This window comes from Corynebacterium sp. MSK004, assembly GCF_030232515.1.
Lineage (GTDB): Bacteria > Actinomycetota > Actinomycetes > Mycobacteriales > Mycobacteriaceae > Corynebacterium > Corynebacterium hesseae.
The window spans coordinates 1-25,059 of record NZ_JASPKB010000009.1 but is presented as its reverse complement, the minus strand read 5'-3'; the positions used below and the strand labels follow the sequence as shown (position 1 = coordinate 25,059).

Genomic DNA, 25,059 nt, shown 5'->3' with positions numbered 1-25,059 from the left:
CCACCATGAGCTTTACACTGTTGCCCGCGGTTGATGTCGTCGACGGTCAGGCGGTTCGCCTTGATCAGGGAGAGGCCGGAACTGAAAAGCCCTATGGCTCGCCGCGTGAGGCCGCCCTTAAGTGGCAGGCCCAAGGCGCGCAGTGGCTGCACGCAGTAGATCTGGACGCAGCCTTTGGCCGCGGCTCCAACCACGAGCTGCTCGCTGAGATCACCACGAGCGTGGACCTTAACGTGGAGCTGACCGGAGGTATCCGGGATGATGACTCCTTGGCCCGTGCACTCGCCACCGGAGCCCGCCGCGTCAATATTGGTACCGCGGCTTTGGAGAACCCCGAATGGATTGCCAAGGTCTTGGCAGAGCATGGTGACCGCATCGCGGTCGATCTCGCAGTCCGGATGGTGGACGGCGAGTGGCGCACGCGCGGTAACGGCTGGGTTTCCGATGGTGGCGACCTCTGGGAGGTGCTCGAGCGCCTTGACGCCGCTGGTTGCACTCGCTTCGTGGTGACGGACGTGTCCAAGGACGGGACGCTGCAAGGCCCCAACATCGAACTGCTGCGTGAGGTTGCGGCCGCCACGGAGGCAAAGGTAACAGCCTCCGGTGGGATTTCCACCCTTGATGATCTGCGTGAATTGGCCCTCTACGAAAATGAGGGAATTGATTCCGCCATCATCGGCAAGGCTCTCTATGAGGAGCGCTTCACACTGGAGGAGGCGCTCGCGGCGGTTGCGGAAGTTACTCCGTTGCCGGGCGAAGAATACATTGACCCGATCGAGGAGAGGTAGGCCAATGGCCCCGATGTCAGGAACCTCCGCGTCGGATCCGCGCGAACTCGTGGCCTTTGCAGAAGCAGCGGTGGACCAGGTTGATGATCTCTTCCGCCGGGGCCTCGGTGCAGCGCCCGCGCGTTTCAAGGGCGAAGGGGACTTTGCCACAGAGGTGGATTTGCTGATTGAACAGCAGCTGCGACTGACGCTGAACCAGCTCACCGGTATCCCGGTACTCGGTGAAGAATCAGGCGGCAGCCTTGAAGAGACGGTGTGGGTTGTGGATCCCGTGGACGGAACCGCGAACTACTCAGCCGGGAATCCATGCTGCGGCATTCTTGTCACGCTTATCCACGAAGCAAAGCCGGTTGTTGCAGTAGCGGATTTCCCCCTGCTACACCGCCGCGTCGTTGCGGCGCAGGGCATGCAGCTGCGAACCAGCGGCGGCCCCTCCACTGGTTTCGGTGGTGGCGAAGAAGCCCAGGGATTCGACGAGGCTCGTGGCCACGTGGGCTGCTCCTCGCACCTGCCGACGGGCCTGTTCAATGATCTCCGGGAGACCGGGCTGCGTCCCCGCATGACCGGGTCCGTGGGGCTGGATAATGCTTTTGTGGCTCAAGGCGTGTTTGACGGCGCGGTGAATTTCTCGCCGCACCCGTGGGATAACGCGGCGGGTGCTCTCATGATCAAGGCTGCCGGTGGCCGTGTGAGTGATCCAGAAGGCAACGAGTGGACCGCGCATTCACAGGGATTCGTGGGCGGTACCCCGCAGGTGCATGCCACGATCTTGGATGCCATCGCCCGAAACCCCCGCGGAAGCCGTTGATAGGCGCTTGGCTTGCCTAGGACGCTAGTGCTCGTCGCTGGCGCCGCATACCGGACTTGAATTACATCAATCGGCAGTTCGATTCGAGCTGCCTTTCATTTCGCTTTGAGCTTTAGGAGGATTGTCACCATGGCTCTTGCCGTGCGAGTGATCCCGTGCCTTGACGTTGATAATGGCCGCGTGGTCAAAGGCATTAACTTTGAAAACCTGCGTGATGCCGGCGACCCAGTCGAGTTGGCCGCCCATTACGACCGCGTGGGTGCTGATGAGCTGACTTTTCTCGATGTGTCAGCGTCGAAGGACGGCCGCGGTACCATGCTTGACGTCGTACGCCGCACAGCCGATCAGGTCTTTATCCCGCTGACCGTTGGCGGTGGAGTGCGGTCTGTCGACGACGTCCGCGAACTGCTGCGTGCCGGCGCCGATAAGGTCTCCGTCAACTCCTCTGCCATCGCGCGCCCAGAGCTACTGCGCGAGCTCGCGGATGTGTTTGGCTCGCAGTGCATTGTGTTGTCGGTGGATGCGCGCCGTGCTGCAGATTTCCCCAGCGGATTCGAGGTCACCACGCATGGCGGAACGCGTTCTGCGGGCCTCGATGCCGTGGAATGGGCCAAGCGCGGTGAGGAATTGGGCGTCGGCGAAATCTTGCTGAACTCCATGGACGGCGACGGAACCAAGGCGGGCTTCGATATCGAATTGATCGAGGCAGTGCGCGAGAAAGTTTCCGTTCCGATCATCGCCTCCGGCGGTGCGGGAAAGGCCGAGCACTTCTCACCGGCTGTCGACGCTGGGGCAGATGCGGTGCTGGCCGCCAGCATTTTCCACTTCGGAGAAGTAGAGATCTCCGAGGTCAAGCAGGCGCTAGCCGCGGCAGGCAAGGAGGTGCGACAGTGACGAGGAACAGTGGCAACCCCACCACCGACCCAACGGCTGTCGGGGCTTATGAGCTGAGTGATGAGATTGCTCAGCAACTTAAGCGCAACGAGTCGGGGCTTGTTCCAGCCATTGTGCAGTCGGAGCGCGGTGAGGTGCTCATGTTGGCGTGGATGGATGACCATGCCTTGGCCTACACGTTGGCGACGCGCCGCGGAACCTACTATTCACGTTCCCGCCGCGAGTATTGGATCAAAGGCCTAACATCCGGCAACACCCAAGAAGTGGTCGGCGCGCGCTTGGATTGCGATGGTGACACCATCCTGCTCACCGTTCGTCAGCGCGGCGGGGCATGCCATACCGGTGACCGGACCTGTTTCGATGCACGTGATCTCATAGGGGAGGAGAATGATGGCTAAGCGCATTGGGCCCTTGTTGATGTTTGTCGGTGCCATCCTATTGTGGCTGTCTTCCCGCATGACGTGGGTAAAGGCTGCGGTTGAGGATGATAAGGCCGGCTCCAGCGTTGCGGAGCTATCGGGTTCCTTGTGGTCCCTCGAGCTCATCGCGTTGAGCGTTGTGGTCCTCGCTGGCGGTGTTGCGGCCTTCGCGCTACGGCGCACCGGCCGCCGAATCGTATCTGGCCTCACAGCACTTGCCGCGGCGGCTGCGGGATGGCGCCCTGTTGCGTTGCTGACCGCCGGCCCGGAGGCGGAGCGCGCCGAGGAACTGCTGCAGGGAGGCACGAATGATACCTCCGTGGAGTCCACAACCATTTCTGACTGGGCCACGGTGCTCTCCGCGGATGCCTCGACTGCCGGCCCTGTCCTCGCCCTCGTCGGCGCTGCACTCGCGCTCTTTGGTGCGGTCATGGTGGCCAGCAACCCGGGAGGCGATAAGCCCCGCTCCGCCAAATATGAGACACCAGCTGTACGGCAGGAGCGCCTGCAGGAAGATCTAGAAACCTCCCAGGATTCTGGCCGCGTGATGTGGGACGCTTTGGACGCCGATATCGACCCCACAGATCCTCGCGCCACCTAGGGGAGGCGGCGGCACGAGCTACCGGCTCGTCTCATCTCCACCACGGGGTGTTGCGCTGATAGAAGGGGACCCCGGATTTCTGGTTGGAGGTAAGAGCGCGCTAGCCTAAGTGTGATCTCGAACTCCATCCTGTTTCTTTCATTGAGTTTCCTTCGGGGAAGGGAGGTGCTCCATGCCTACCCCGATTGCCGTCGATCACCTCGTGGCCGGCGTACTAGCTGATGTCGCCGCGCGGGAGGCCCGCGTTCCCTTCAAGGAAGTAAAGGCGCGTTCCCGAGACATGGATGCCCCGCGTGATGCTGCACAGGCTTTGCTGCGTCCGGGATGCTCTATCATTACCGAAATCAAGCGCGCCGTACCTTATGGCGGTGAAATTGCGCACTTGGAGAGCCCGCAGTCCGTGGCAACGCTGGCGCATAGCCTGGAGGAAGCCGGAGTGCATGTGATGGCCTGCCAAACGGATCGCCGCCGCTTCCACGGTTCTCTCGAAGACATGCGGGCGGCCCGGTCCGCCGTTGACATACCGATGCTATGCCGCGACACCATCGTTGATCCCTATCAGATCCATGAGGCGCGATGCTATGGGGCGGATGCGATTCCCCTGCAGGTAGAGCTGCTCGACCAGGCTCGCCTCGAGTCTCTCCTAGACCGCGTGGAATCTCTCGGCATGACCGCCATCCTGGAGGTTCGTACGTGCGCTGAGGTGGATCGCGTCATTAAGGCAGGAGGAACTGTCGTGGCGATCAACGCGTGGTCTTTGGCCTCCGATGCTATTAATCGGGAGGCCTTTTCTACTATTTCGCCGGGTCTTCCTGAGAGCATGACGCGCATCGCGGTGGGTGGGGTCAATAGCCCGCGAAACGTGTTGTCCTATGCTTCTCAGGGCGCTGATGCCATCTTGGTCGGTGAGTCCATCATGGCTGCCCAAGACCCCATGGCCTTGGCGCGTTCTTTGGTGGCTACCGGCCAGCATCCGGCGTGCCCTTCGCGCAGGAGCTAGACGCGTTGTAGTGGGCGTTATTTTCAGGCACACTGTTTCCCGTGCAAATTTACAATCTCGCCAACATTCCCTCTCCGCCGCAAGGCGTGTGGCATCTAGGTCCGGTCCCAATTCGCGCTTATGCCATGTGCATCATCGTCGGCATCCTCGTTGCGATGTGGATGACGCTGCGCCGCTATACCGCCCGCGGTGGAAACCCGGATGTGGTGTGGGATGCGGCCTTGGTGGTGATACCGGCCGGAATTATTGGTGGGCGCCTCTACCACGTGATTACGGATAACGAAAAGTACTTCTGTTCCACGTGCAATCCAGTTGATGCGCTGAAGATTACCAACGGCGGCCTCGGCATTTGGGGCGCAGTGGCGCTAGGCACAATAGCGGTGTGGATCATGTTCAAGATTAAAGGCATCCCATTGGGGCCATTTGCGGACGCCGTCGCGCCCGGACTTGTCTTGGCCCAAGCTATCGGGCGCTTGGGTAATTGGTTCAATCAGGAGCTCTACGGCCGTGAAACCACGGTTCCGTGGGCCTTGGACATCTACTACCGAGTAAATGACAGCGGCGCGTACGCACCAATCAGCGGACGCTCGACCGGGGAAGTAGTGACCTCAGTGCATCCGACCTTCCTCTATGAACTGCTGTGGAATGTGGCGGTGTGTGTGTTCCTGCTGTGGGCGCACAAGGCGTTCAAACTCGGCCATGGCCGAGTGTTCGCGCTGTACGTTGCCGGATACACGGCGGGGCGCTTCGTTGTAGAAAACATGCGCGCTGATGAGGCCACGCACATCTTCGGGTTGCGCGTCAACGTCATCGTTTCGGTGGTCTGCTTCGTTGTTGCGCTCATCGTGTACTTCCGGTTGCCACGTGGGCAGGAGTCACCGGAGGAAGTGGATCCCGCTCGTGCCGCGGAAGTTGAGAAGAATGGTGGCTCCGCAGGCTTTAATTAGGTACAGCTTTCGTAGCGTCTGCCTGTTTTAGGCGCTGAAAACAGAAAAAGTAGCCGGGATCACACACGGTGTTTTTGAGCTCTTATTCGGAAGCCTGAGGTTCCGAATGATGAGTACGAAATGCCCAGATGTGCCCGGTTATTCCCGTTTGTTGCCGAATATTTAGGGCTTTGCTCGGCCCTGGAGAGCACTCGGGACGAGGCTTGAAAACGTGCTATGAGCGTCATTCGTAGTGGCCGAGACCAGTAAACCGGGGTAGTTTGGGAACCGTTAGAAGCTCCCGATGTGAGTAAGGCATTCCATGTTGGATAGAAGAACCAAAATCGTTTGTACGTTGGGTCCCGCGGTAGCAAGCAAGGAAGGAATCCTTGGCCTCGTTGAAGCGGGCATGGACGTGGCACGTCTGAACATGTCTCACGGCGAGCACGCGGATCATGAAGCGAACTATCGCTGGGTCCGCGAGGCCACCGATGAGACCGGCCACGCCGTCGGTGTGTTGGCGGACTTGCAGGGTCCGAAGATCCGTCTGGGTCGCTTCATCAACGGTGAAGAGATGTGGAAGGACGGCGAGATCGTCCGCATCACTGTTGAGGACGTGGAAGGCACGCACGACCGCGTGTCCACCACGTACAAGAACCTGGCGAAGGACGCGAAGCCGGGTGACCGCCTGCTTATCGACGATGGCAAGGTCGCCGTCGTGTGCAAGGAAGTCGATGGCAACGACGTCGTCTGTGAGGTCACCGAAGGCGGTCCGGTCTCGAACAACAAGGGCGTGTCCCTGCCGGGCATGGACATTTCCGTCCCGGCTCTGTCGGAAAAGGACATCGCAGATCTCCGCTTCGCCTTGAAGCTTGGTGTGGACTTGATTGCTCTGTCCTTCGTGCGTTCCCCGGCCGACGTGGACAAGGTCCACGAGATTATGGATGAGGAAGGCCGCCGCGTTCCGGTCATCGCCAAGCTGGAGAAGCCGGAAGCTGTCGATGCCCTCGAATCCATCGTGCTGGCATTCGATGCCATCATGATTGCCCGCGGTGACCTCGGCGTCGAGGTGCCGCTGGAGCAGGTTCCGCTGTTCCAAAAGCGAGCCATCCAGATTGCGCGTGAGAACGCCAAGCCGGTAATCGTGGCAACGCAGATGCTCGATTCCATGATTTCCAATCTGCGGCCGACCCGTGCGGAGGCGTCCGACGTTGCCAACGCGGTGCTCGACGGTGCCGATGCAGTCATGCTCTCCGGCGAGACGTCCGTGGGCATCGACCCGCAGAATGTCGTGCGCACCATGTCCAAGATCGTCGCGAATGCCGAGCAGGGTGGCCGCGTTCCTCCGCTGACGCACGTTCCGCGCACCAAGCGCGGTGTCGTGTCCTACTCCGCACGCGATATCGCTGAGCGCCTTAACGCGAAGGCAATCGTAGCGTTCACCACCTCCGGTGATACCGCAAAGCGCGTGGCTCGTTTGCACTCGCCGCTGCCGCTGCTTGCCTTTACCCCGCACCCGGCCGTGCGCTCGCAGCTGGCCTTGACCTGGGGCGCCGAGACCTTCCTGAGTGAATCGGTGGAGTCCACCGATAACATGATGGAAGCCATCGATGAGGCGCTGCTGGGGATGGATAAGTACAAGGAAGGCGACATGATCGTCGTCATCGCCGGTACGCCTCCTGGAATCTCCGGTAACACCAACATGATTCAGGTCCACGAGCTGGGTCAGACGCTGCGCGATAAGTAGGGCTCTCGCGCAGTAAGGCAACGCCGCCTCACTCGGCCTCTTTCCCGCAATGGCGGAAGGGGGTAATTGAGTGGGGCGGCACTTTTGCCTTGAAGGAGCCTTGAAGGACTACCCATCTAAGGGTTAATAGGCACTAGCGCGCCTATTAACCCCGTCTACCTAGACGTTGGCGATGGGAGTCGGGGCCAGCTTCCACACCTCGTTGGCGTAGTCGGCGATTGTGCGGTCGGAGGAGAAGCGGCCGGAGTAGCAGATATTAAGCCATGCCTTCTTGGCCCATGCCAACTCATCAGCGTCATAGTCGGCTGCCATGCGGTCGCGGGTCTCGCGGTAGTCGGCAAAGTCCCCAAGAACGTAGTAGGTGTCCTGGGCGTGCTCGCCAAATCCATCGAGCAACGAGGAGCGAAGATCACCAAACATGCCCGCATTTTCAGAGCCCAGCGTGCCATCGGTGAAGGCGTCGAGGACGCGTGCCAAGCCCGGAACCGTGTTGTAGAGCTCACTCGGGTTGTACTCGGCGCGCAGCTGCGGGATCTCCTCGTTGCGGGCACCGAAGATGTAGGCGTTTTCTTCGCCCACTGCCTCGACGATCTCCACGTTGGCGCCGTCCATGGTGCCCAAGGTCAGGGCACCGTTCATCATGAACTTCATGTTGGAGGTACCGGAAGCTTCCTTGCCAGCGACGGAAATCTGCTCGGAGACGTCAGCGGCCGGGATGATGTGCTCGGCGGGGGAGACGTTGTAGTTCTCAACGAAGACCACGTTGAGTACGTCCTTGGTGGCTGGGTCGTTGTTGACCAAGTCACCGATGGCGTTGATGAGCTTGATGATGGCCTTGGCGCGGACATAGCCCGGGGCGGCCTTCGCACCGAAGATGAAGGTGCGCTTCGGGACGGTCTCGCCGTCGACCTTGATGCGGAAGTACAGGTCCAGGATGTAGAGTGCGTTCATCAGCTGGCGCTTGTACTCGTGCAGGCGCTTAATCTGGACGTCGAAGATGGAATCCGGGTCTACGGATGCGCCCTGGTGCGCGTCAATCCAGGCGGCGAAATCCTGCTTGTTGGCGCGCTTGATATTGATGAGTTGGCGCAGTACCTTCTCATCCTCAGCCAAAGGAGCCAGCTTCGCCAGCTCGGTCAGATCGGTGACCCAGGCATCGGAGCCAGCTTGTTCTGTGAGCAGGTCGGACAGGCGCGGGTTGCACATGCGCAGCCAGCGGCGCGGGGTCACACCGTTGGTCTTGTTGTTGAACTTCTCCGGCCACAGCTCGTGCCACTCGGAGAGCGTGTCCGCCTTGATGATTTCGGTGTGTAGGGCGGCGACGCCGTTGATGGAGTACGCGGCATAGCAGGCGATCCACGCCATGTGCACGTGGCCGTCGGATACCGGGGCCATGTAGTCGATGCGGCCCTGATCCAAGCCGCGTTGGGCCATGTCCTCGCGGAAGCGGCGGTCGATCTCTTCCACCAGCTCCCAGATGCGCCAGAACAGCTTCTGGAAGATGGACACTTCCCAGCTCTCCAGGGCCTCAGCCAGCACAGTGTGGTTGGTGTAGGCGAAGGTCTCGGTGACGACCTTCCATGCGTCATCCCAGCCCATCCCGTGTTCGTCGAGAAGCAGGCGGAGCAATTCCGGGATGGCCAGCACCGGGTGGGTGTCATTGAGCTGGATGCAGTTGTACTCAGCGAAGCCGGTGAGGTCCTCGCCGTGGTGCTCGATGTAGTTATCGATCATCTGCTGCAGCGAAGCCGATACGAAGAAGTACTGCTGGCGAACGCGCAGGACCTTGCCCTCGTAGGTGGTGTCGTTGGGGTAGAGCACGCGGCAGATATCCATGACGCGCTCGCGCTCGACGATGGCCTCGGTGAAGCGCTGCGAGTTGAAGGCATCGTAATCGAATTCATCGATGGGTTCGGACTTCCACAGGCGCAGGGTGCCCACGTTATCGGTGCCATAGCCGGTAATCGGCATGTCATAGGGGATGGCGCGCACGTCCATGTCGTCGAAGTGGACCAAGCGCTGTTCGGAAGCGCGGCGAATGATGAAGTCGTAGCCGTTTTCCATCCATGCATCCGGCTCCTCGCGCTGGAAACCGTTGTCGAAGGACTGGCGGAACAAGCCGTAACGGTACAAGAGGCCATAGCCGGTCACCGGGTAGTCCTGGGTGACGGCGGAGTCGAGGAAGCAGGCGGCGAGGCGGCCCAAGCCGCCGTTGCCGAGTGCGGCATCGTGCTCGGCTTCGAGGACATCAGCCAACTCGTGGCCCGCAGCCTTGGTAGCGGCGCGGGCCTCATCGACGAGACCGACGTTGGTGAGGTTGTTGAGTAGGGCACGGCCCTGCAGGAACTCAGCGGAGAAGTAGTGCTGCTGACGAGTGGCGGCGTAGGCGCTGCGGGTGGCCTCCCAATTGTCTGCAATCTGCTCCATCACCGAGGAGGACAGACCGGACCAAAACTTGCGGTCGGTCGCACGAGATGGGGAGACGCCGGCTGCGGCGCGCACGTGTCCAGGAACTGCGGATTGGAAATCGGAGTGCTGGGGTTGGCTCATGAGAATCCCTTCACTTTAGGCATATAAATGCGGAAAAATACCAACTCCCAAGCTTAACCAGTTCTGTATGCACCTGCAGACCAGGACACTGACCAACGTTTCACGCAGACCGTGATGCCGAGTGGCGTTGGGCACAGAGGCTTAGCATCCAAGGAAAGACAGAACGGCGGTGGCCCCGGCGCGAGTGGCCGAGCGCATCGTGGGCTCATAGTCCGGTAGGAAGGTGGCCTGGTGGTTAACGGGCGGGTTGTCGAGGAGGTTTTCCGGTGTGGAGCCGATGAACCAGAAGTAATAAGGCACGCCCCAGGCCTGCGGGAGATAGCAAAAGTCCTCGGAGACGGTGGAGGGCGCGGCGGTGACGGAGAGCTCGCCGAAGACCTCATCGAAGGAGGCGCGAACAGCCTGGTGGGTGGCAGCGTCGTTATCGGTGACCTCGCCGTGAGCGAAGTATTCGAAGGTCGGTGCTGCCGGGCACCCGGACGCTTCGCACTCGGCGCGCACCATGCGCTCGAGGGAGGCGTAGACGCGCTCGGCCAATTCCGGTTTGTAATAACGGGTGTTGAGCACTAGCTCGGCGCCACCTGGAATGATGTTGTTCTTATCACCCGAATGTAGCTCGCCCACCGAGATGACGAAGAAGTCATGGGGAGGAACTTCGCGGCCGACGATGGCCTGCAGACGCGTGATCACCATGGCGGCCACATAGGAGGGGTCGATGGCCTCGTGCGGCATGGAGGCGTGCGCCGAGCGCCCCGTGATGCGAATGCGAAGGGAGTCGCAGCCGGCCAGGATGGGGCCGGCGGTGGATTGGACTTGCCCGGCGGGGCCCGGCATGACGTGCTGGCCGAAGCACACTTCCGGTGCGGGAACGCGCTCGGTGAGCCCGTCGGCGATCATGTATTTGGCACCCATGGATGATTCTTCGGCGGGTTGGAACAGTGCTAGGAAGGTGCCGCGCCAGGCGTTGCGGTGGGCGTCGAGAATCGCGCACGCGCCGAGCAACGCGGTGGCGTGCACATCGTGCCCGCAGGCATGCATCGCGCCGTTGGTCGAGGTGAAGGGGACGCCGGTTTCCTCGGCTACAGGGAGGGCATCGAAATCGGCCCGCATCAGTGCCGTGGGGCCATCCCCATTGCGGAAGATAGCGACGATACCGTGTCCGCCGATGCCGGTGACGAGTTCACAATCGTAGTTTTCTAGTTGTTCCAGAATCCGCCCGGCGGTGCGTTCCTCCTCATGGGAGAGCTCAGGGTGGGCATGCAGATCCTCGTAGAAGGCCCGTTGCCAGCTGAGATCGACGGAATCGTCCACTAAGAGCTCGGTCAGACGGGAAAGTGTGGGATCTGCCATAGTTACTGTCCTCCAAGTTTGGGTAGGGTTACCTACATGCCATTGATTCACTTTGATGTTCTGGTGCCGGATGCCCAAGCCGAGCGTGTGGCCGAAATCTTTAGTACTGCCACCCACAAGCTGGTGGACAATAACTCGCTGGCCTCTGCTGAGGTTACTCGCGTGCACGAGCCCGCACTCCCGGAGGGGCTGGAAGAGCAGCTGCGCCAAACCTACCGGGAGGAGCATGAAGAACGTGACCTCGAAGACGCAAATGTTTACCGCTACGCCATCGACGTCGATGGCGTGAAGGGGTCCGTTAACCAGCTGACCATGGTCCTCGCGCGCCTGTTAACTCCGCATTCGGTCTTGCCGAAGGATCACGTGTTGCTGGAGGATGAGCTCGCCCACGAGCGCCCGGCCATCTTCCCGTGGGCGGTGCAGGTAACCCCTTAGTCCTGCAGAGAAGGTTTAGCCCCGAAGAGAGCTAGCTCTGTAGAAAGCTGCGGACGAGGCGTTCGGCTGCGGCGCTCAAGCGCTGGGCGACGTCCCCGCGTTCATCCCCGCCGAGCTCCTCTAGGAGTGCGCCTTGCGGCGCCGGTGCCGTAGCGGAGCCAGCGATGATGCCCAGCGTCGGCGGCCCGGTCATCTCCGCCAGCGTGCCCACGACTTTTCCTGTGAGCGATTGCTCGTCGAAGCGCCCCTCACCGGTGAGGACGAGATCGGCCTCGGCGATGCGCGCGGGCAGGTCGAGCGCATCGGCCACATAGCGCCCGCCGGGAACGATGCGGCAGTGCTCTGCCGTGCCCCACAGTGTGCGTGAGAGCCAGCTTAAGGCGATGGGGATGCCGCCGGCGGCACCCAAGAACTCCGCTTGCGGGTCGGTATCCGTGACCTCGCATAGCTTCAGCATCGCGCCGGCGAGCAGCGCCACCTGTTCGCCCTCGGCGCCCTTTTGAGGGCCGTACATCGTCGCGGCCTGGATGGGCACGGCGCGGGTGTCCGTAACCAAGGTGTAGTCCATCATCGCCGCCTTCATGTTGAGCTGTGCGGTGTCGATGTGATCGAGGTTGACCAGCGGGGCGCCGCCTTTGGGCAGGGCGTAGCCGCGGGAATCGTGGGCGGCGGCGCCGAGCGCGGCGAGGATGCCGAGGCCGCCGTCGATGCTGGCGCTGCCGCCAAGCCCCAAGACGATGTGCTTGGCGCCGCGCGATTCGGCGTCGGCAAGCAGCACTCCCGTGCCATAGGAATCCGCGTGGAGCGGATCGAGGGCGTCGGAGACAGCGGGCAGGCCGGTGGCCGCCGCGACGTCGATGAAGGCCGTGTCACCAACGAGCTGGTAGCTGGCCTCAGTCAGCCGCCCGATGGCATCGGTGGTGGGCAGCGTAATGGTCTGGCCCGCCGTGTCGTTGCGGTGAACGGCGGCGCTGGCGAGTACCTCCGCGGTACCCTCGCCACCATCGGCCATAGGGAGAGTGGTTACCTGTGCTGTAGCGGCGTGCGGGGAAGAGCCGAGGGCGCGGCGCGCGCCCAAAGCAATGGCGGCGGCGGCTTCGGCGGCAGTGGCGGTGCCTTTAAATGAGTCGGGGGCAACAAGTATGCGCATGTTCATGAGTATATGGAAGCGGAAGCGGGAAAAAATTTTCGCCCTCTGACCTGCCTTTAAAAAATTTCCCCGTACGCTCGTCTTGCAATTTAGGTCGATTGATAGAAAACTGTCGGTTGTTCAATGAATGACGCACCAGCTGCTAAACACGGTGCCGAATGAAAGGATTGCCATGTCCATCGACCAGCAAATCTCCGACTATTACAGCAAGCTTCTCAAGCGCAATGCTGGTGAACCGGAATTCCACCAGGCGCTCGCTGAGGTCCTGGATTCCCTCAAGATCGTCCTCAACAAGGACCCTCACTACGCTGATTATGGCTTGGTCGAGCGGCTGTGCGAGCCTGAGCGCCAGCTCATCTTCCGCGTCCCGTGGGTGGATGACAACGGCCAGATTCAGGTCAACCGCGGTTTCCGCGTGCAATTCAACTCGGCCCTTGGCCCGTACAAGGGCGGCCTGCGCTTCCACCCGAGCGTGAACCTGGGCATCATCAAGTTCCTTGGCTTCGAGCAGATTTTTAAGAACTCGCTGACCGGCCTGCCCATCGGCGGCGGCAAGGGCGGTTCTGACTTCGACCCGAAGGGCAAGTCCGAAGCCGAGGTCATGCGCTTTTGCCAGTCCTTCATGACGGAGCTACACAACCACATCGGCGAGTACCGCGATGTGCCGGCCGGTGATATCGGCGTGGGCGGCCGCGAAATCGGATTCCTGTTTGGCCAGTACCGCCGCTTAGAAAACAAGCACGAGTCCGGGGTCCTCACGGGCAAGGGGCTGACCTGGGGTGGCTCCCTCGTGCGCACTGAGGCCACCGGTTACGGCCTGGTGTATCTGACCTCGGAGATGATGAAGACCCACGGCGAGTCCTTCGACGGCGCCAAGGTCATTGTTTCCGGCTCCGGCAACGTTGCTATCTACGCCGCCGAGAAGGTTCAGCAGCTCGGCGGAACCGTCGTGGCGATGTCCGATTCCTCCGGCTACATCACGACCCCGAACGGCGTGGACTTGGAGCTGCTCAAAGACATCAAGGAAGTACGCCGCGAGCGCATTTCCACCTACGCCGGCGAGGCTGGCGCGGGCGTGGAGTACCACGAGGGCGGCAACGTATGGGGGGTCAGCGCCGACGTTGCCCTGCCGTGTGCGACCCAAAACGAGCTCGACGGCGATGACGCCAAGCTCCTGGTAAAGAACCACATCCGCTACGTTGCTGAGGGTGCAAACATGCCGTGTACCCCGGAAGCCGCGCACTACTTCGGGGAGAGCGGAATCGCCTTTGCACCGGGCAAGGCCGCGAATGCGGGCGGTGTGGCAACCTCCGCGCTGGAGATGCAGCAGAACGCATCCCGCGACTCCTGGTCCTTCGAGTACACCGACCAGCGCCTGCATGAGATCATGTCCAATATCTTCCGCAACATCGACAAGACCTCCAAGGAATACGGCCTGGAAGGTGACTACGTGGCGGGCGCCAACATTGCCGGCTTCAAGAAGGTGGCCGACGCCATGCTGGCCCAAGGCGTAATCTAGCCGTTTCCTTATCTCTGTATCTGCGCTTAACCTCCTCGCTTACCGGGGAGGTTTTGCCATTTCTTCCCGCGTGGGATACGTCGCAGTGTGTGTGCGCTTGGATAGGCTGGTGCCATGTACCGCGTATTTGAGTCCCTCGATGAACTTGTTCGCAATCTGGAACAGGCCTATGCCGTTCCCATGACCTCCAACTGCATGGTTCCGCGCCACGAAATGCTGGCGCTTCTCGACGATCTCCGTAACGCCCTCCCCGTTGAAATGGATGACGCCCAGGACGTCCTAGACAAGCAGGACGAGATCCTCCAGGGTGCTGAGGAGCGCGCGGAGCAGATTATTTCTGAGGCCACCGCCGAGGCCGATGACACCGTTGCCCGTGCGCGTGAGGACTCAGATGCCATGCTTGCCGACGCTCAACACCGCGCCACCACCTTGGTGGCCCAGGCGGAAGATGAGGCCGCCAACCTCGTGGACAACGCGCGTTCCGACGCCGAGCGCACCCGCGCCCAGGCGGATGAGGAATACCAGCGCGCTGTCGCGGCAGGCCAAGCCGAGCAGGACCGCTTGGTCTCCGAATCCGAGGTTGTGCGCCGCGCCGACGATGAGGCGCACCGCATTGTGGAGACCGCACACTCTGAGTCCAACCGCCTGCGCACCGAGTGCGATGAATTTGTTGATGCCAAGCTCGGGGAGTTCGAGACCACCTTGTCCGACCTCTTGCGTACCGTCAACAACGATCGCTCCGCGCTGCGGCGGGGCGCCGGCGTGCGTTCCCGCGGTGAATCACATGGTGAGGGACGAAGCGCTGTGCGCGAGACCCGGGAGCCTGTGCGCCGTGCACCGCGTGCGCCCCGTGATTACTAAGCTGAATTGTTGAATTAAGGCACGGGCAACTACCTAGTGGTGACGCTTCGGCTCTGCCGAAGCGAGGTCGAGTGAAGCGAGGTAGAGCCCTGTGCCGCAGCGCGCGCCTGTTCCGCGCGGCGAATTCGGGCGGCTTCCTTGGCCGACATGGTGCTTAGGGCTGCGGCCAATCCCGCGGCGACGAGGCCCGGCAGTGCATAAAGCACCCACATAATGCCGAAGTCCGTGCCCGTGGTGTGGGGCTCGGGAATGGGGCCCCAGGCGGCGTCGACAAGCAACAGCACCACATCGACCGCACCGACGGTCAGCATCATCACACCAATCCCCATGCCGGCGGCAGAAAAAGACTCGCGTGCGCTCCACGCGATGAGCGCGGCACACAGCGAGAACAGCGCCGATGAGAGTATGACGATAGGCCCAAAATGCAGGGGAAGAAAGGACACCGCGCCCACGGCCAATCCCGCAAGGGCACTGGCGAGGGCCGCGCGGTGCAGGGAGAGGCCGGCATCGCCGAAAATGCTGGGGCGGACTCGCGTGATGAGGCGGCGGCAGGTCACTCCCACGACGGCCAGGACTACGGCGGGGACAAGGCACTGCAAGGGAAAGCTGAGCGCGAGTTCACGTGCCGTGGCGCCCAGAGACGCCGTGTCGGTCGCGGTGTAGCTCATGGAGTTTTAGGCTAAAAGCCACAAGCACAAGAATCGAGCCTTGTGGGCAAGCGCTTAAGCGGCTATGACCCAACATTCAGGCGCTTGCCAGTCTAGGGCGCGTGGGTCAGCACAGGGTAAGCTGGTGGGCGTTATGAAATCACCATTGAAGTTCGACGTGACGGAATTGCTCCGCAGCCAAGGGGCTGAAGCGCTGCCTGAGCACCGCGTGCAAACCGGACCCGCCCCCGAGCGCATCGGCGTGGAAATGATCGGCATCCCGGAAGGTGCTGAGGTTAAGGTGGACGCCACCTTGACGCCGTTGGGCTCCGGCGTGTTGGTGGACGCTGATATCACCGGCACCCTCAGCGGCGAATGCGCACGCTGCTTAGCTGAGCTACATCCAGCACTAGATCTCCACGTATCCCAGGTTTTCTCCGCGGATGAGTCCTTCATCAGCGGGGATGAAACAGAGGAAGAGGATCGCGGTTCCGGCGATGAGATCCCCGAGATTGAGGACGGTGTCCTTGACCTCCTGCAGACCGTGATCGATGAGGCAGGTTTGGTGCTTCCTTTCGCGCCGACGTGTGAGGATGGCTGTGAAGTAGATGTTCCCGAAGGCGTGACCACGGGGGTCTCCGGGGAAGAAGAGCGCGTCGATCCGCGCTGGTCCGGACTGGAGAAATTCCTATGAGCAAGAAGAAGAAACTCACCGGCGAGCAGGCACTTGCCGCAGCATTCGCGGAGGTGGACCACGGTCCGCTGCTCAAGGCGCTCGGCGTGGAGCTCAACGATGAGCTGCTGTGTTTGGCGCTGACGCACCGTTCCTTTGCCAACGAGAACGGTCACCTGCCCAACAATGAGCGTCTGGAGTTCCTCGGGGACGCGGTCTTGGGCTTGTCCATCGCGGCCAAGCTCTACGAAAAGTTCCCATCGCGCCCCGAATCCGACATCTCTAAGATGCGCGCTTCCATTGTTTCGCGCTACGGCTTGTCTGACGTAGCCCGTGAAATCGGGGTGGGCCAACACGTCCTGTTGGGCAAGGGTGAACAATCTACCGGCGGCCGTGACAAGGACTCCATCTTGGCCGATACCACCGAGGCCATCCTGGGGGCCATCTACCGCCAGCATGGTTTCGAAGTCGCCCGCGGGGTGGTGCTGCGGCTGTTTGCCGCCAAGGTTGAGAACGCCGTGGTATCCGGCCGCCACATGGACTGGAAGACGACCTTGCAGGAGCTGTGCGCCGAGCTGAAGGCAGCGATGCCCGTGTATTCGGCCACCTCGACCGGCCCCGAGCACGATCAGACCTTTAATGCCGTTGCCACGGTGGCCGGTTTGACCGTGGGTAGGGGAACGGGACACAACAAGAAGCTTGCGGAGCAGCAGGCTGCGGAAGAAGCCTGCCAGGCGCTGCGTGAGACCCCGTTGCTGGTGCAGGGCACCGCCGGCAAAGAGAACTAACCCACGAGGACTCGATGCCAGAGCTGCCTGAAGTTGAGTCCGTCCGCCGCGGGCTCGAGCCCTACGTCGTGGGGCGATCCTTCGCGGCGGTCGATGTCCTTCACCCGCGCGCCAATCGCAAGCAGGAGGCACCGCTGTCCGCGCTGCTCGTGGGCAGGAGGATCGCCGCGGTGGCGCGCCGCGGCAAGTTCATGTGGCTGGAGTTTGCCGATGAGGACCGCACTGATCCTGCCCGCGATGTGCTCTTTATCCACCTCGGAATGTCGGGGCAGGTGCGGATCGGTGAGGTGGATTCACCCCACGTGCGCATCGCCGCCGTGCTTGACGACGCCACCCGCATCAGCTTCGTCGACCAGCGCACTTTTGGCTATTGGCATCTCGGCCCGTGGCTCACCATGGCGCATATCGCGCCCGATCCCCTCGAAGCAGACTTTGACCTCACCGCGGCGGGGAGGCGCCTGCGCGCAAAACGTACGGCGGTGAAAGTTGCCCTGCTGGATCAAACTGTGCTCAGCGGAGTGGGCAATATCTATGCGGATGAGGCGCTGTGGGCGGCTCAGATTTCTCCGTTGAAGAAGGCCAGCGCCCTGCGGCAGCGCGATGCCGTCGCGGTGATTTCCGCGGCCACCGACGTTATGCGCTCCGCCCTTGAGGTTGGCGGGACCAGCTTTGACGCGCTGTACGTCAACGTCAACGGCGAATCCGGGTATTTTGACCGTTCCTTGCATGCCTATGGGCGTGGCGGGCAGCCCTGTGATCGCTGCGGCGAGGACATCGTGAAAACCGTGTTGGGCGGGCGCGGTACCCACTATTGCCCGTCCTGTCAGCGCCGTGGGGTGGGGAAGTAGTTAGGCTCCAACTAGGCCGATGGCGGGGGTTGTCACTAGTGTGTAACGTATGCAAGAAATCTTCAGCACCGTGATCGGTGTCATTAACGACAGCCTGTGGTCCTATGTCCTGCCATGGCTGCTTATCGCTGCTGGCCTTTACTTCGGTATCCGCACCGCTTTGGTGCAGGTCCGCATGGTGCCGGATATGTTCAAAGCGGTCGTCGAAAAGCCCAAGGGGGTCGGCGTCGATGAGGACGCCGATTACGGCGGTATTTCTGCCTTCAAGGCGTTCACCATCTCGGCGGCGTCGCGTGTGGGCACCGGCAACGTCGCGGGTGTGGCCGTAGCAATTTCTGTGGGCGGGCCCGGCGCTGTGTTCTGGATGTGGCTCATCGCCATCCTGGGTGGCGCAACTGCGTTCGTGGAGTCCACGCTGGCCCAGTTGTGGAAGGTCCGCGAGGGGGATACCTACCGCGGCGGCCCGGCCTACTACATGTCCCGTGGTCTGGGCTGGAAGCCCTTGGCAACCATTTTCTCCGTCGCCATCGCCATTACTTTTGGTTGGTTCTACAACGCTTTCCAGACCAACGCTATCTCTGATTCCTTGGCGGCCTCCTTCGGACAGGATTCCGGTGCCTTCAAGGCGGGCGTGGGTATTGCCGTCGTTGCCGTAGCTGGCCTCATCATTATCGGTGGTGTTCAGCGCATCGCCTCGATGACTCAGTTCATCGTGCCGTTTATGGCCGGTGCCTACCTCATCATGGGCTTCATCGTGGTGGTCCTTAACTTTGACAAGGTGCCGGACATGTTTGTCTCCATCGTCGGCTCTGCCTTCGGCTTCCGTGAGGCTGCTGGCGCGACACTGGGCATGGCCATGCTGAAGGGCATCCAGCGCGGCCTGTTCTCCAACGAGGCCGGCGAAGGTTCGGCGCCGAACGCGGCAGCAACGGCGACGGTCTCCCACCCCGTGAAGCAGGGCCTTGTGCAGACCCTCGGCGTGTACTTCGACACCCTGGTGGTGTGTACGATTACTGCCTTCATCATTCTGCTGGGCACCGAGTTCGAGACCTTTGGCTCCGACGCAATTGAGGGAGTGACCCTGACCCAGAACGCGCTGTCCAATGTGGTCGGCGAGTGGGGCATCCACTTCGTCACGTTCATCCTGTTCTTCTTGGCATTCTCCTCGATTCTGGGCAACTACTACCTTGCCGAGTCCAACGTGGAGTACCTCTCCGGGAAGAAGTGGGTGCTGTGGACCTTCCGCCTCATCGTGTTGGCTTTCGTCTTCTACGGTGCGGTGGCCCCGCTGGGCACCGTGTTCGACCTGGCGGATACGGGTGCCGCCATCATGGTGCTGCTCAACGTGTGCGCCATCGTGCCGCTGTGCGGCGTGGCCATCAAGCTGCTGAAGAACTACAACGAGCAGCGCCGTAAGGGCCTGGATCCCGTCTTCCACCGTGATATGCTGCCGGAACTGCAGAATGTCGAGTGCTGGGATGGTACCGATCCTGTGACGCGCCGCAGCGCGGAGGACCGCCGCCGTCTCGATCACGAATTCGACTTGAGCGACCGCACAAACCTGAGGGAGTACTAGATGGCAGGCACAGCATCAGCCTCTGCGGGACATGAACGCCTCACAGCTTTCGTACTTGGCCACGTCCAAGGCGTGGGCTTTCGCTGGTGGACGCGCTCCCGTGCTCTCGAACTAGGACTGGCAGGACACGCGACGAACCTGCAGGATGGCCGCGTCCAGGTGGTTGCTGAAGGCCCGCGTGCTGACTGCGAGAAGCTGCTGGCCTTGCTGCGTGAAGAACCGTCGACCACCCACCGTCCAGGCGTGGTGAACGCCGTGGTGGAGCAGTGGACCGCCCCGCGCGGTGAGTCGGGGTTCATCGAGCGCTAAACTTATTCGAATGCACCTCAAATCGCTCACGCTCAAAGGATTCAAGTCCTTCGCGTCCGCGACGAACCTGAAATTCGAGCCCGGTATCTGCGCCGTGGTCGGCCCGAATGGCTCGGGTAAATCTAACGTCGTCGACGCACTGGCGTGGGTCATGGGTGAAGGCAGCGCCAAGACGCTGCGCGGCGGCAAGATGCAGGACGTCATTTTTGCCGGCGCCGGGGACCGCAAGGCCCTCGGCCGCGCTGAGGTCACGCTGACGATTGACAATTCCGATGGTGCCTTGCCCATCGAGTATTCAGAGGTCTCCGTCACCCGCCGCATGTACCGGGATGGCGCGAGCGAATATGAGATTAATGGGGCGAAGGCACGCCTCATGGATATCCAAGAGCTGCTTTCTGATTCCGGCATTGGCCGTGAGATGCACATCATCGTGGGCCAGGGAAAACTGGCGGAGATCCTGGAGTCCCGACCAGAAGATCGTCGCGCCTATATTGAGGAAGCCGCGGGCGTGCTTAAGCACCGCCGCCGTAAGGAAAAGGCGCAGCGCAAGCTCACGGGCATGCAAGCCAACCTGGACCGCCTGCAAGACCTGACCGATGAGTTGGGTAAGCAGCTCAAGCCGCTGGCACGCCAAGCGGAGGCCGCCCAACGTGCAGCCACTGTGCAAGCGGATCTGCGCGATGCCCGCCTGCGTTTGGCAGGTGACCGCGTGGTCAGGCTGCGTGCCACCTTTGAGGATGCGGAGAAGCGCGCGGTGGTGCTCGCCGAACAGGTCGAGGAAGTAACGGCTCAGCTGGAAGAGGCGACCGAAATCCAGCTCAAGGTAGAGGCCGAGTTGGGGGATGTCACGCCGCGCGCGGAGGCCGCGCAGAAATTGTGGTTCGAGCTATCGACGCTGAGCGAACGCATCTCTGCCACGCAGCGTATTGCGGCCGAGCGTGCCAGCAACGTCGGATCCCAGGTGACCTATGCCGGCCAGGATCCGGAGGAGCTGGAGGCACGCGCCCGGCGTGCCGACGAGGAGCACCACGAGCTGCTGGCCGCGGCCGAAGAAGCAGCGGAGCGCTTGGAATCGATCCGGGAGGAAGTGGCTGAGCGCCGGGAAGCCTTCGAGGCCGCGGACAAGGAACATATGGCGCAGCTGCGCGCCATTGCGGATCGTCGCGAAGGCGTGGTCCGCCTCATCGCGGCCGAGGAAAACCTGGCGGGCCAGGTAAGCTCCGCGGAATCCGAGTTGGCGCGCCAGGAAGAAACCCTGGCGAACACGAAGGCGCGCACCAGGGGAGCGCAGGTGGAGGCCGATGAGGTAGCGGACAAACTAGAGCACCTGGCTGCCGAGCGTGAGCCGCTGGAAGAAGCGCACGTACGCGCGGCCAGCGAGTCCGCCGCGGCCGATAAACGCTTGGAGCAGCTGCGCGATGCCCAGCGGGAGCGCGAGCGTACCGTGTACAGCCTGCGAGCCCGGATCGATACGCTGGGCCAGACTGCTCCGGAAGCGCTCGAGCTGGGGGAGGGGTTTAAACCTCTCGCGGAGTTCATCTCTACGCGTTATGAAACGGCCGTCGCGGCGGCACTCGGCTCCTTCGCGGAGGCGCAGGCCGGTGCGGTGAGCATGGACATCGTGGGTGAACTCGCTGAGGCGAGCCGCACTCCGCTGATCGACGTCTCCACGGAACCTACTGGTTCAGCCTGGCGCCTTGACGCGGACCTGCCTTCCGGTGCTAGCTGGTTGCTCGACCAGATGGTCTTGGTCCCGGAAGTATCGGCGGCGGTGACGCGGCTGCTCTCCGACGTCGTTTTGGTGGATGACTATGCCGCGGCCCGCGAGCTCATTGCTGAGGATCCGCGCCTGCGGGCCGTCACCGCCGAGGGCTTGCTGGTTGGTGAAGGCTGGGTCGAGGCCGGAACTGGTGCCGTCTCCACGGTCGAGGTGAGCGGCCAGATTGCAGAAGCCGAGCAACAGCTGGAAACCGCCACCCACGAGCTGGAGGAGCTATCAGGCACGCTGGAAGGAGCGAAGCTAGCCGCCGATGATGCCCGGGTAGGTGCGGCGAGCGCTAAGGCCGCGTTGCGCGAGCATGATCACGAGCTTGAGGCGTGGAAGCGCGACCACCAGCGCTTGCTCAAGCAGTATGAGGCGAACAAGGCGGAGCACGAAAAGGCTGCCGCTCGCGCCACGGACATCGAGGTGCAGTTGGCCCGCCTGCGCGAAGAACTCGCGGAGGCTCGTGACCGCTTGTCGCGCGTGGACGCTGATGAGCAAGCGGATGAACCTTCCTCGGTGGAACGCGATGCAGCCTCGGCCGCCCTTGAACAGGTCAAGGCCATGGAGGTAGAGGCTCAACTGGCGGCCCGCAGCGCGGAGGAAAAGGTAGGCCAGGCAGCCGGCAAGGGAGAGGCCCTGCGGCGCCAAGCCCAACACGAGCGCCAGGCCAAGGCCCGCCACGATCAAGCGATGGCCCGCCGGCAGGCACAGGCGCGGTTGGCGGGGGCCGTCAACAAGCATGCCCAGGACCTCGCCGCCCGCACTACCCAGGCACTCGAGCGCGCAGCTGAAAAACGCGATGAGCTAGTGACCCAGCGCGGCGTGCTGCAGGGGCGTGCGCAGTCGGCGAAGCAGGCGGTCTCCGCTACCCGCCAGCAGCTCGATCGCCTGACCGATTCCGCGCACAACTCGGAGATTGCCCGCAGCCAGGCACAGGTGCGCGTGGATGAGGCCGAGGGCAAAATCGTGGAACAACTCGGCATTGCTATCCCGGACTTGCTCAAGGACTACACCCCGGGCGAGGACTTCGATCGCTCCGCCGAGACCAAGCGGTTGAAGCAGGCCGAGAAGGACCTCAACTCCTTGGGCAAGGTCAACCCGCTGGCCTTGGAGGAGTATAAGGCGCTCGAGGAGCGCTATAGCTTCCTGTCCACGCAATTAGATGACGTGATTCAGGCCCGCAAGGATCTGACTGGCGTTATCGAAGACGTGGATGCGCAAATCTTGCAGCTGTTCACGGACGCCTGGCATGACGTGGAAGCGGAGTTTCCCAAGGTTTTCCAGACGCTGTTCCCAGGAGGCGAGGGTCGCCTCATCCTCACGGAGCCGGACGACATGCTGGCTACCGGCATCGAGGTGGAGGCCCGCCCACCGGGTAAGAAAGTCAAACGATTGTCGCTGCTCTCGGGCGGTGAGAAGTCCCTGACTGCACTGGCCATGCTCGTGGCGATTTTCCGCGCGCGCCCCTCACCGTTCTACGTCATGGATGAGGTGGAAGCCGCGCTTGACGACGTCAACCTGCGCCGCCTCATTGCACTTTTCGAGGAACTGCGTAAGGATTCTCAGCTCATCGTCATTACCCACCAGAAACCGACGATGGACGTGGCCAACGTTCTTTACGGCGTGACGATGCGCGGCGATGGCGTAACGCGCGTGATTTCGCAGCGCATGTCCCGCGCCGGTGAGGCACCGGGCACGGCTCAAGCCGCCGAGGATGCCACGCGCCTTGGAGTGGACGCTCCGCGCTAACGGCGGGCATCGTCTGTGCGTCTCCATCGACATGCTGGAGGCAACTGTCAAAAGGCATCAGTCATAAGGCGTTTTCACGGCTGAAAACGCCATTTACTCATGGCGGAATCAAGCGGTGGATGCGCCACGCTTGAATAGTTCGTTGAGTATTTCACGTGGGGTTGCGCCGAGGATTTGTCGGGGTGTTTCGTTGAGCTCATTTTGCACCCACGCGACATGTTCGGGTGTGACGGTGGCAAAGTCGGTGCCCTTTTTGTAGAACCTGCGCCTGATCTCGCCGTTGGTGTTCTCGTTGGTTGGTCTCTGCCACGGTGAGTGCGGTTCACAGAAAAACACCTGGCAGCCGTCTTTAATCTGGACTTGTGCTGTGACAGCCATTTCTGCGCCTTGGTCCCATGTGATGGTCTTTAGCTGCTCGGTGTTGAGGTCTTTGACCATGTCCTGCAGGGTTGCGACCACGGTGTGTGAACTGTGCTCATCGGGAAGGTGTCCAAGCAGGGTGTAACGGCTGGTGCGCTCTACTAGGGTAATCAGCGCGCTTTTGCCACCTTTACCAATAACAAGGTCGCCCTCCCAGTGCCCGGGGATAGCCCTGTCATCAGCTTCCGGGCTGCGGTGGGTGATCTCAGCACCTTTGATCCAAGGGCGACCGGTTAACACGCCAGCGTTTCGGGCACGACGCTTGCGTGTTGCGCCGCCGCGGATAAGTACGTCTTTAGTCTTCATGACTGCTTCAAGCTCGGCTCGCAGGCTGCCTTTGCCTTGAATGTATAAGGCACTGTAGATCGTTTCGTGGGAAATACGCATGCTTTCATCATCGCTGAAAGCATGCTCAAGCCATGCACTAATGCGCCCAGGTGACCACCTGCGGGCAAGGCAATCGACCATTACACCCCGAAGCGTTGGGCTTTCATCGAGCTTGCGTAGTTTTGGCCGCACCATCCGACCAGCAGTAGAAACAGCAGCGTTGTGGGCGTTATATCGCAGCTGCTCTGTGCTGTCCTCATCGACGATCTTCCAACCATTACGGGTGATTTCACGGGCGACGACACTGTGGTGCCTATTTATTTTCTGCGCGATGGCTCGTGCCGAATCACCGACACGACATCCCGCTTCAATAGCAACACGGTCTTCAACAGTAAGCCTGCGACCACGCCCTACCACGCCCTGTTTATCTAAAGCGGCGCTAGGAAATCCATCAACGGCTTGAGTTTTCATCGGTGCTGGCATAACAGAATCTTTACCCAGCTTCTTGCCTGTATCTGGCAAAGACACCACCGCCTCATCAGGCGTTCGACGGTGTCGCTGCCGGCGTAACTTCGCATACCGCTGCTTCCTTATCCACCCATACACGGTAGAAGGATGCACACCGATAGCATCAGCCACTGTCTGACAGCTCTCACCAGCAAGCACTCGCTCCACGGCCTGGGCACGTTCATCAGGTGACAAGTGGGCGCGTCTAGGCCGCACTTCGATTACACCAGCTTTCTTTAACCTGCTGTGAAGCAAGCCAGTCGATATTCCAACAGTCTGTGCTGCTTGATTGATCGACATACCTGCACGCACCAACCCAACAGCCGGGCCTGACCCCCGGAAAGTAGACACGTCGGGGGTTAGCTATGCTGCTCGGGTCAGTGTAGCTGATGTGAGTGCTTC

Annotated in this window: 21 protein-coding genes and 2 pseudogenes; 17 read left to right on the top strand and 6 right to left on the bottom strand. The window is 61.6% G+C overall.

Translation table 11 applies throughout. The features are described from left to right. Positions 1–5: 5 nt before the first annotated feature. The 8 genes from priA to pyk all read left to right on the top strand — a co-directional run bounded on the left by priA (position 6) and on the right by pyk (position 7,183). Entirely contained in the window at positions 6–788 is a 783-nt protein-coding gene (priA, locus tag QP999_RS10890; RefSeq protein WP_070519945.1) for a bifunctional 1-(5-phosphoribosyl)-5-((5-phosphoribosylamino)methylideneamino)imidazole-4-carboxamide isomerase/phosphoribosylanthranilate isomerase PriA, read from the top strand. Positions 789–792: 4 nt separating this feature from the next. Then, positions 793–1,596, top strand: a complete 804-nt coding sequence (locus QP999_RS10885) for an inositol monophosphatase family protein (RefSeq protein WP_070533252.1) — start codon at positions 793–795, stop codon at positions 1,594–1,596. A 129-nt stretch (positions 1,597–1,725) separates the two neighbouring features. Next, entirely contained in the window at positions 1,726–2,490 is a 765-nt protein-coding gene (gene hisF / locus QP999_RS10880) for an imidazole glycerol phosphate synthase subunit HisF (protein ID WP_070565507.1), read from the top strand. Further along, the gene (gene hisI / locus QP999_RS10875) at positions 2,487–2,888 is read left to right on the top strand and encodes a phosphoribosyl-AMP cyclohydrolase (RefSeq protein ID WP_070565509.1); all 402 of its coding nucleotides are present in this window, start codon (positions 2,487–2,489) and stop codon (positions 2,886–2,888) included. The genes hisF and hisI overlap by 4 nt, the downstream gene beginning before the upstream one ends. Then, positions 2,881–3,510, top strand: coding sequence for a TIGR02234 family membrane protein (locus QP999_RS10870; protein ID WP_193633966.1), 630 nt, complete (start codon positions 2,881–2,883; stop codon positions 3,508–3,510). The genes hisI and QP999_RS10870 overlap by 8 nt, the downstream gene beginning before the upstream one ends. 172 nt (positions 3,511–3,682) lie before the next feature. Then, a complete protein-coding gene (locus tag QP999_RS10865; protein ID WP_193633965.1) occupies positions 3,683–4,510 on the top strand; it encodes an indole-3-glycerol phosphate synthase TrpC in 828 nt (275 codons plus the stop codon). Between the two features lie 41 nt (positions 4,511–4,551). Continuing rightward, the gene (gene lgt / locus QP999_RS10860; RefSeq protein ID WP_193633964.1) at positions 4,552–5,457 is read left to right on the top strand and encodes a prolipoprotein diacylglyceryl transferase; all 906 of its coding nucleotides are present in this window, start codon (positions 4,552–4,554) and stop codon (positions 5,455–5,457) included. Positions 5,458–5,761: 304 nt separating this feature from the next. Then, a complete protein-coding gene (gene pyk, locus QP999_RS10855; protein WP_070520168.1) occupies positions 5,762–7,183 on the top strand; it encodes a pyruvate kinase in 1,422 nt (473 codons plus the stop codon). A 159-nt stretch (positions 7,184–7,342) separates the two neighbouring features. Here the strand turns inward: pyk and QP999_RS10850 are convergent, their stop codons facing one another. Together QP999_RS10850 and QP999_RS10845 are read right to left on the bottom strand one after the other, a co-directional pair. Beyond that, positions 7,343–9,733, bottom strand: a complete 2,391-nt coding sequence (locus QP999_RS10850; RefSeq protein WP_239248935.1) for a glycogen/starch/alpha-glucan phosphorylase — start codon at positions 9,731–9,733, stop codon at positions 7,343–7,345. A 141-nt stretch (positions 9,734–9,874) separates the two neighbouring features. Next, positions 9,875–11,083 carry an amidohydrolase gene (locus QP999_RS10845; protein ID WP_284848285.1) on the bottom strand — a complete coding sequence of 403 codons (1,209 nt, stop codon included), beginning with the start codon at positions 11,081–11,083 and terminating at the stop codon, positions 9,875–9,877. A 36-nt stretch (positions 11,084–11,119) separates the two neighbouring features. On the opposite strand from QP999_RS10845, the gene QP999_RS10840 reads away from it, so the two are divergent. After that, positions 11,120–11,518 (top strand): hypothetical protein, encoded by a 399-nt coding sequence (locus tag QP999_RS10840; RefSeq protein ID WP_070596871.1) that lies wholly within the window; start codon positions 11,120–11,122, stop codon positions 11,516–11,518. Between the two features lie 31 nt (positions 11,519–11,549). On the opposite strand, the gene QP999_RS10835 is transcribed toward QP999_RS10840, so the two are convergent. After that, positions 11,550–12,668 carry a glycerate kinase gene (locus tag QP999_RS10835; protein ID WP_284848284.1) on the bottom strand — a complete coding sequence of 373 codons (1,119 nt, stop codon included), beginning with the start codon at positions 12,666–12,668 and terminating at the stop codon, positions 11,550–11,552. A 172-nt stretch (positions 12,669–12,840) separates the two neighbouring features. Between QP999_RS10835 and gdhA the strand changes: the two genes are divergently transcribed. Next, on the top strand, positions 12,841–14,187 hold the full coding sequence (gene gdhA, locus QP999_RS10830) for an NADP-specific glutamate dehydrogenase (protein WP_070565521.1): 1,347 nt from the start codon (positions 12,841–12,843) through the stop codon (positions 14,185–14,187). 114 nt (positions 14,188–14,301) lie between these two features. Continuing rightward, the gene (locus tag QP999_RS10825; RefSeq protein WP_070565523.1) at positions 14,302–15,048 is read left to right on the top strand and encodes a DivIVA domain-containing protein; all 747 of its coding nucleotides are present in this window, start codon (positions 14,302–14,304) and stop codon (positions 15,046–15,048) included. A gap of 29 nt (positions 15,049–15,077) precedes the next feature. Here QP999_RS10825 and QP999_RS10820 read toward each other — a convergent pair whose 3' ends face one another. Continuing rightward, entirely contained in the window at positions 15,078–15,716 is a 639-nt protein-coding gene (locus QP999_RS10820) for a hypothetical protein (protein ID WP_284848283.1), read from the bottom strand. A 133-nt stretch (positions 15,717–15,849) separates the two neighbouring features. On the opposite strand from QP999_RS10820, the gene QP999_RS10815 reads away from it, so the two are divergent. Genes QP999_RS10815 through smc form a run of 6 tightly spaced genes read left to right on the top strand, consistent with a single transcriptional unit; the run spans position 15,850 to position 23,403 of the window. Continuing rightward, positions 15,850–16,389, top strand: coding sequence for a YceD family protein (locus QP999_RS10815; RefSeq protein ID WP_070519975.1), 540 nt, complete (start codon positions 15,850–15,852; stop codon positions 16,387–16,389). Further along, positions 16,386–17,156, top strand: coding sequence for a ribonuclease III (gene rnc, locus QP999_RS10810; protein WP_070596874.1), 771 nt, complete (start codon positions 16,386–16,388; stop codon positions 17,154–17,156). The genes QP999_RS10815 and rnc overlap by 4 nt, the downstream gene beginning before the upstream one ends. Before the next feature lie 14 nt (positions 17,157–17,170). Then, a complete protein-coding gene (mutM, locus tag QP999_RS10805) occupies positions 17,171–18,004 on the top strand; it encodes a bifunctional DNA-formamidopyrimidine glycosylase/DNA-(apurinic or apyrimidinic site) lyase (protein ID WP_070533235.1) in 834 nt (277 codons plus the stop codon). A 49-nt stretch (positions 18,005–18,053) separates the two neighbouring features. Further along, positions 18,054–19,580, top strand: coding sequence for an alanine/glycine:cation symporter family protein (locus QP999_RS10800; RefSeq protein ID WP_070623157.1), 1,527 nt, complete (start codon positions 18,054–18,056; stop codon positions 19,578–19,580). Further along, entirely contained in the window at positions 19,581–19,889 is a 309-nt protein-coding gene (locus QP999_RS10795; RefSeq protein WP_070526888.1) for an acylphosphatase, read from the top strand. It abuts the gene before it with no gap. A 10-nt stretch (positions 19,890–19,899) separates the two neighbouring features. Then, positions 19,900–23,403 (top strand): chromosome segregation protein SMC, encoded by a 3,504-nt coding sequence (gene smc / locus QP999_RS10790; RefSeq protein WP_070526891.1) that lies wholly within the window; start codon positions 19,900–19,902, stop codon positions 23,401–23,403. Positions 23,404–23,511: 108 nt separating this feature from the next. Here smc and QP999_RS10785 read toward each other — a convergent pair. Continuing rightward, positions 23,512–24,728, bottom strand: a pseudogene (locus QP999_RS10785) (IS30 family transposase). A 19-nt stretch (positions 24,729–24,747) separates the two neighbouring features. Further along, a pseudogene (locus QP999_RS10780) lies at positions 24,748–24,957 on the bottom strand (helix-turn-helix domain-containing protein); the annotation flags it as partial. Positions 24,958–25,059: the final 102 nt, after the last annotated feature.